At 45.3% G+C, this 7,021-nt stretch carries 7 protein-coding genes and 2 pseudogenes; all 9 read left to right on the top strand.

Going from position 1 to position 7,021, the window contains the following annotated elements:
• On the top strand, positions 1-572 hold a 572-nt coding region (locus tag EWV66_RS00245; RefSeq protein ID WP_287108271.1), incomplete at its 5' end, for a DNA cytosine methyltransferase.
• Positions 573-629: 57 nt separating this feature from the next.
• Positions 630-1,622: pseudogene (locus tag EWV66_RS00240) on the top strand (IS4 family transposase).
• 553 nt (positions 1,623-2,175) lie between these two features.
• Positions 2,176-3,420 carry a phage tail sheath family protein gene (locus EWV66_RS00235; protein WP_052275918.1) on the top strand — a complete coding sequence of 415 codons (1,245 nt, stop codon included), beginning with the start codon at positions 2,176-2,178 and terminating at the stop codon, positions 3,418-3,420.
• 14 nt (positions 3,421-3,434) lie between these two features.
• Entirely contained in the window at positions 3,435-4,577 is a 1,143-nt protein-coding gene (locus EWV66_RS00230) for a phage tail sheath family protein (RefSeq protein ID WP_185237569.1), read from the top strand.
• A gap of 39 nt (positions 4,578-4,616) precedes the next feature.
• Positions 4,617-5,045 (top strand): phage tail protein, encoded by a 429-nt coding sequence (locus EWV66_RS00225; RefSeq protein WP_052275916.1) that lies wholly within the window; start codon positions 4,617-4,619, stop codon positions 5,043-5,045.
• Positions 5,046-5,071: 26 nt separating this feature from the next.
• Positions 5,072-5,434, top strand: coding sequence for a hypothetical protein (locus EWV66_RS00220; protein ID WP_002770407.1), 363 nt, complete (start codon positions 5,072-5,074; stop codon positions 5,432-5,434).
• 20 nt (positions 5,435-5,454) lie between these two features.
• Positions 5,455-5,592 (top strand): annotated as a pseudogene (locus EWV66_RS23930) (DUF6760 family protein); the annotation flags it as partial.
• A 21-nt stretch (positions 5,593-5,613) separates the two neighbouring features.
• Positions 5,614-6,153, top strand: coding sequence for a phage tail protein (locus tag EWV66_RS00215; RefSeq protein WP_052275915.1), 540 nt, complete (start codon positions 5,614-5,616; stop codon positions 6,151-6,153).
• Between the two features lie 13 nt (positions 6,154-6,166).
• A partial coding sequence (locus EWV66_RS00210; RefSeq protein ID WP_287108268.1) for a hypothetical protein occupies positions 6,167-7,021 on the top strand: 855 nt, incomplete at its 3' end.

The raw sequence follows: 7,021 nt of genomic DNA, 5'->3' as shown, positions 1-7,021 counted from the left end.
TTTCCTATCCTCAACCAACCCATCAAGAAACTTGTCTCAAAGATATCCTAGAAGAAAAGGAAGTCAGCGTTAAATATTATCTCTCTAATCAGTATTTAGAAACTTTGTTTAAACACAAGTATAGACACCAAAATAAAGGTAATGGGTTCGGTTATGAGATTATTTCTCCCGATGGTATCGCTAATGCTATTGTGGTGGGAGGTATGGGAAAAGAAAGAAATTTAGTTATCAATAAAAGACTGACTAATTTTACTCCCGTTACTCGCATTAAGGGAGAAGTAAATAAATTATTCGTCCGCAGAATGACCCCCAGAGAATGGGCAAGATTACAGGGATTTCCCGATAGTTTTCAGATTGTTGTCAGCGATGTCCAAGCTTATAAACAGTTCGGTAATTCTGTGGCTATTCCCGTGGTAAAAGCAGTGGCAAAAGAGGTGATTAAAGCTTTAGATTTATCCAGAAATTCTCAAGAAAATATCAGGATTAAAGACCTAGAGGGGAGACAATTAGAACCAGAAGTGTTGAACGTTGAGAAAAGTCAGACAAAAAATGCTATTATAGATAGAATCTAGACAACTTATTACCCTCACAATAGGGAGTTTGCCCTGATGACGAATTTCTAAAAACTCATAAAAGAGCTTCTCAAACCACTGCCTAAAAATGACTACCCCGCTTTAGACACTTTTACATTTTTGTCCTGTTGGATTGGTTTTGCTTTAGATAAAAGCATCGTCAGTATGAGGGACTTATGCAGTCGCATGGTACTTGAAGGAATTAATGTAAATTTATCCCCATTTTCTCAGGCAAGCAAAATTAGAGAAACAAGTCCGTTTGAGAAAGTCATTGTTGAATTAAATAAGCGTTTAGTTGCCAAAAAAGGAATAGAGAATGCGCGAGCTTTATTTCCCATTGACTCAACAATAATTAGCTTAACCAGTAAAATACTATGGTCGCAAGGATGGCATCAAGTAAAACTATTCTCTGGTCTTAATAGTATCACAACAGAGGTGGTCGGAATCCTCATCCATTTTGGTTAAGTTCATGACTCGAAAGAAGGAGGAAAAACGATAGAAGCAATTACTGTAAATGGACTTGGCGTAATGGATAGAGGATTTGCTTCTAATCAAAGAATCACCGAATTATTAGAGAGTAGTGACAAGCATTTTGTCTTGAGATTGAAAAATAATATTAGCCTGGAGATGCTCGAAAATGGCAAGTGTAAACTCGGAAAAGATAAAAGACAAATAGAAGTAAGAGTAGTCGCTTTTTGCGACCTAGAAAGTCAAACAGAATTTCGGCTGGCGACAGATTTACCTCTACAAGGAGAAGGGGCAGTTAGCAATGAAGAAATTGCCGAAATTTACATCCAAAGATGGCCAATAGAACTGCTGTGGAAATTTTTTAAAATGCCTCTAAAGTTGGATAATCTAATCACTAAAAACGAGAACGGAATCCGCCTACATCTCTATAGCTGCATTATCGCTTATCTGATTCTACAGCTAATAGATATTGAAGAAGGATTTGGGAAAATCTTATTAGACAAACTGCGCTATTTACAGAGTTTCATGTGTCAACATATTAGCTATTTACACTGGTTCCGGAGGATTGTCTATTCAACTTAAAATTTGATGTTATAGGAGTATTATGCTTGTCAATGTAAAGTTTTATTACAGGATTCAACGTTTCTGGTTATAGGGGTATTATGCTTGTCAATGTAAAGTTTTATTACAGGATTCAACGTTTCTGGGTTTTCTCTCAATAACGGAGGGACAGAGCTGGTTAGCTGAACGTTGGGAAAAAATGATAGTTTTATCGACGTAAGAAGCAGAAAAATTAGCTAAATTAACAGGATGTAATCTCAGACAATTTCAAGAAAGATAGGCTTTTAGTGGCTTGTTAACAAGTTTTATCAATCTATTCATAATAAAGATTGGCAGAGGATTAAAGATTAGTTATTGTGACTAACTCTTTTGATTAGAAAAAGATAAACTTGAGAATCTTCAGTCAAATTTATTGACTCAAAATCAGCTGTACTTAATTTAAATGAATCAACCCTACCTACAACCCACACCCAGCCTAGACTTTAATCTCGTTGTCACCCCTGTAGAGAGGAGTCACAATAGACCAAAAGTGCTAGCATGGAGATTAAGCAAATATTTTGTTAAGGAGAGGGCTATGCCTCAATATCTTTCTCCAGGCGTTTATGTTGAAGAAGTACCTTCAGCCGTTAAAGCGATCGCTGGAGTTAGCACCAGCATCCCCGGATTTATTGGAATTGTACCAGACAAAATCCACCTGGTCGCCAAAAATCCGACAACGCCCGGAAGCACTAAGTTTGTGGACTTTGCGCTGCCGCCAGCCAAGATAGCTAAATTGATTACCAATTGGACCCAATTTACCAAATTCTTTGGCGATCTAATCGGCGACGAAACAAAGGCAGCAACGGCAGATGCCGATCCTGCCATTGATCCTGGACACCAACACCTGGCTCACGCAGTTTACGGATTTTTCAACAATGGCGGCAGCAGTTGCTATGTAGTGCGGATTACTGATGATACACAACTTGATGATGCCCTCAAAGCTTTTGCCGCGATCGATCCAATTTCACTGGTAGCAATCCCAGGAAACACCGATGACGGGATCCGAGATAAAGTGGTAGCTCATTGTCAAGCCACTGGCGATCGCTTTGCTATCCTAGATGGACCTGAGACGGCTGCCGATTTAACCACTCTGACCAAAATTCCGGCTGACTCAGGAGTCATGCCGAAAAGAACCGATTTGGCCGCCTGGTATTTCCCCTGGATCAAGGTTTTTGACCCAGCGACTAAACTACAAAACCCTAGTGGTGATGGGTCGCTCATTGTCCCCCCTAGTGGACACCTAGCAGGAGTCTATGCTCGCGTTGACAACGAGCGAGGAGTCTTCAAAGCACCGGCCAATGAGGTGATTTTTGGCGCACAAGACGTAAGCCAGCCCCTCAGTAAAGCTGACCAGGATAACTTGAATCCTAAAGGAGTCAACTGCATCCGCGTCCTCAATGGCAAAATCCTAGTCTGGGGAGCCAGAACCGTCGGCGGCGATGACAATGCTGACTTGAAATACATCAACGTCCGCCGCACCCTGCTTTTTCTGCGGGAATCGATTGACGAAGGCACCCAGTGGGTGGTCTTCGAGCCGAATACTCCCGCCCTCTGGCAACAAATTACCCGCAACGTTTCGGCATTCCTCACCAATGTCTGGCGCTCGGGGGCTTTGTTTGGCAATACACCCCAGGAGGCGTTTTACGTCAAGTGCGATGCCGAAAACAACCCGCCCGAGTTGCGCGAATTGGGCCAAGTCGTCACGGAAATTGGCGTGGCGATTGTCCGTCCGGCTGAATTTGTCATCTTCCGCATCAGCCAGATGGCCCAAACCAGCTAACAGAGAGGTGAGCTATGGAGATCGCCTATAAAACGCCAGGTGTCTATCGAGAGGAAAGCTTCCGCCAACCAGAAGCCAAGCTACCCACTGGCATTCCTGGATTCGTCGGCTTCTTTCAGGCTAAGCCATCAGAGAAGGATTTCCCAGTCAACACCCCGAGGGCATTACACCATCAGGAAGAATTCAGCGAAAACTTTACCGCCCCAGGCTATCTATTAGAGGCAGTGACTGGCTTCTTTGCCAATGGCGGGACTCGCTGCTATGTGGTGCGAGCAGAATCCAATCAAGAGCCAAAATCAGCCTTAGAAGCGGCTTTGTCGTCTCTCGCTCCCCTGAAGGATTTGGACTTACTGGCAGTTCCCGATGCTATGAAGCTGACGGATGAAAGTGCCATTATCCAAGTGCAACAGGCAATGTTGCAACAATGCGCCCAACAAGGCGATCGCTTGGCCATTCTCGATCCTCTCCCAAACAGTACCGCAGCAGCAGTCAAAAACCAACGAGAGGCAATTGTCCGCGGCCAGCCCAAACCGATTAACGCCGCTCTCTACTATCCCTGGCTGAAAAATACCCAAGGGCGCTGGGTTCCCCCCTGCGGTCATATTGCTGGTATCTTTGCCCGCAGCGATCGCACAATGGGTGTCTTCAAAGCCCCAGCCAATGAAGAGATTCAGGATGCCCTCGATTTGCAAGTGGCGATCGACAATTCCCTTCAAGGTGAGTTGAATCCTTTTGGCATCAACTGCCTGCGGGCCTTTCCGGGTCGCGGACTGCGCGTCTGGGGAGCGCGGACCCTCAGTCAAGATCCCAACTGGCGTTATCTCAACGTCCGGCGGCTATTCCTCACCTTGGGGCGGTGGATCGACCAAAATCTCGGCTGGGCAGCCTTTGAACCCAATTCTCCCCGCTTGTGGGTGCGAATTGGGCGAGAACTGAGTGCTTACTTAACCCAACTGTGGCAGTCAGGGGCACTCCAGGGAGCCAGCCCAGCCCAGGCATTCTACGTCAAATGCGATGCTGAAACTAACCCGACCGACCTCCGGGAAGAAGGGAAGGTGCTAACTGAAATTGGTTTAGCAACTGCTGCTCCTGCTGAGTTTCTCGTGATTCGGATCATTCATCGAGCGGGAAGCGTGGAAATGCGCCCAACCCCTTGATTCCTAACTATTACTGGTTGTTTAACAAGGAGATTTTCTATGGCTGACAGAGTTGATCCCTATCGAGGTTTCAATTTTCGCGTTGAAATCGACGGCATTCAAGAAGCAGGCTTCCGCGAATGCAGCGGTCTAGATGCGACAACCGATCCCGTTGACTATCGGGAAGGAACCGATGCCAACCACGTCCGTAAATTGACCGGGTTGAATAAATTCGCGCCCATTACTTTAAAACGGGGCATCACCGATTCCAAGACCCTCTGGGAATGGAGAGAAACCGTGATTGGTGGGAAAACCACCCGCAAAAATGTCTCGATTGTCCTATTCAACGAAGCGCAGGAAGAAAAATTGCGCTGGAATTTGCGGGAAGCCTGGCCTTCTAAATGGACAGGACCAAGTTTTAATGCCACCAGCAATGAAGTAGCGATTGAAACCCTAGAAATTGTCCACGAAGAAATGGTTAAAGCTTAATCCCCCGCTAAACTGATCACCCAATCATGCTCCAGACTGAATTTCCCTTTACCTTACCCCTGGGGTATATAGATGGGGAAGGCAACCTGCATCGGGAAGGTGTCATGCGCCTAGCCACTGCCTTCGATGAAATTGCCCCCCTCAAAGATCCCCGTGTCCGTAGCAACCAAGCTTATCTGCTGATCGTCCTGCTGTCGCGGGTAATCGCTAAGCTTGGCAGCCTGGAGTATATCAACCCGAAGGTGATTGAAGGACTGTATGCGGCAGATTTGGCTTACTTACAAGACCTCTACTGCCGCATTAATCAAAATGGTCACAACCGGGTTCATACCCAATGCCCTTACTGCGAAAAAGAGTTTGACGTGGAACTCACTAGCTTGGGGGAGTAAGGCGCTACCCCCTCGAACGGCTTTATGAGGAGGTAGCCTATATCGCCTACCACTTTCACTGGCAGCCGGAACAAATTCTGGGATTGGAACACCCAGAACGCCAGCAGTGGGTGGCAGAAATCGCCAAGATTAACCAGCGTTTTAACGAACAAACTTGAGCAAACAGGAGAAAATAACTGATGTCATCCTTGGGCTTAAACGCCGCTTTCAGTTTGGCGACCAATCTTTTGGGAATTCGCAGCGATCCCTATCAGGTCTTCAATTTTTTGGTCGAGATTGAAGGAATTTTGGCAGGAGGGTTCTCTGAATGTAGCGGTTTGCAGGTAGAAACTACTATTGAAGAGTACCAGGAAGGCGGTGTCAATGACTACATACATCGCTTTGCCGGGCGCAGCAAATCCCCAGCCTTGATTCTCAAACACGGACTTACCCCGATTGATGGACTGTGGAGTTGGCATCAAGATGTAGTCCAAGGCAAGATTGAACGCCAAAACGGCACAATTTATTTGCTGAACAAGCAGCGCATCCCGGTCATTTGGTGGAACTTTAAAGAAGCTTTTCCCTATAAGTGGACTGGCCCAGAATTGCGAGCAGATTCAGGCAACGTCGCCTTTGAAAGTGTCGAATTATTTCACCGAGGACTCAGCCGTCCTAGCGTGAGCAGTTTGGTAGGAGGAATCGCCGCTGAACTAAGTGCATCTGTCAATATTGGTTTCTAAAAAGGTGTATAAGATGGTCGATTCTCCTGATGAAAAATCTGTTCTGGTAGAGCGTCTCCTTCGCCTCCAGAGTGAACCTGTTGGGGTGATTAACCTAAAACAATTCCAGACTCAATTAGCACGAGTTCCAAGCTGGATGGTTCAGCGTTCCCGTTTCCTAGAAAGGTGGCAATCTCGTTATGCTTTTGGTGAGAGTGAACCAGGTAGCAGTACGGAATTAATGTTGGCTACACCAGTGCAGCCAATTACAACCGAACCGAACCTCACTAGCCAATTGTCTTCAGCAATGTTATCTGAACGGATATATCAGGAGAAGATTGCGCCACCAATAGAAAATATTTCTGATTCCCAAGCTGGTCAAACTTTTCGCCTCAGTCGCAAAGCTGTTCCCTTGGCACCAGATTCTAATTCTTTAAGTAAACAAGTAAATTCCTCTGAGAAGATAGATGCTCCAGCAAACACTTCTGAAAAAAATAGCCCATCCTTGAGGACAATTGTTGAAAGTGTAACGGTGTCAACTCCTGACTCTAAGCCTGCGGCTACCTTAGCTCAACCACAGAGAACAGTTGCGCCAAAAGAGGAAGAAACAAAAGTTACTTTAGTTGAATTAAAACAGATTCAAGTAAGCAATTTAAGCACACCAAATCCTTTGTTGTTGTGCCCAAATTTGCACCAGCCAGACGAAGCATCTGAAGAAAGGAAGATAGATTTCCTACCCGCTACTTCGGGAGAATCTACTTTACCTTTGAGAACAATTACTGAAAGAATAAATACTTCCACTTCTAACTCAGAATCAGCAGAAATATCTCTCAAACCAGAGACAAAAGTTACTGCTATTGAACAAGGACAGTCTTTAGTTAGTAACGAA

It is taken from the genome of Microcystis sp. M_OC_Ca_00000000_C217Col, from assembly GCF_007095585.1.
GTDB lineage: Bacteria > Cyanobacteriota > Cyanobacteriia > Cyanobacteriales > Microcystaceae > Microcystis > Microcystis panniformis.
This window is presented reverse-complemented; position numbering and strand designations above follow the sequence as displayed.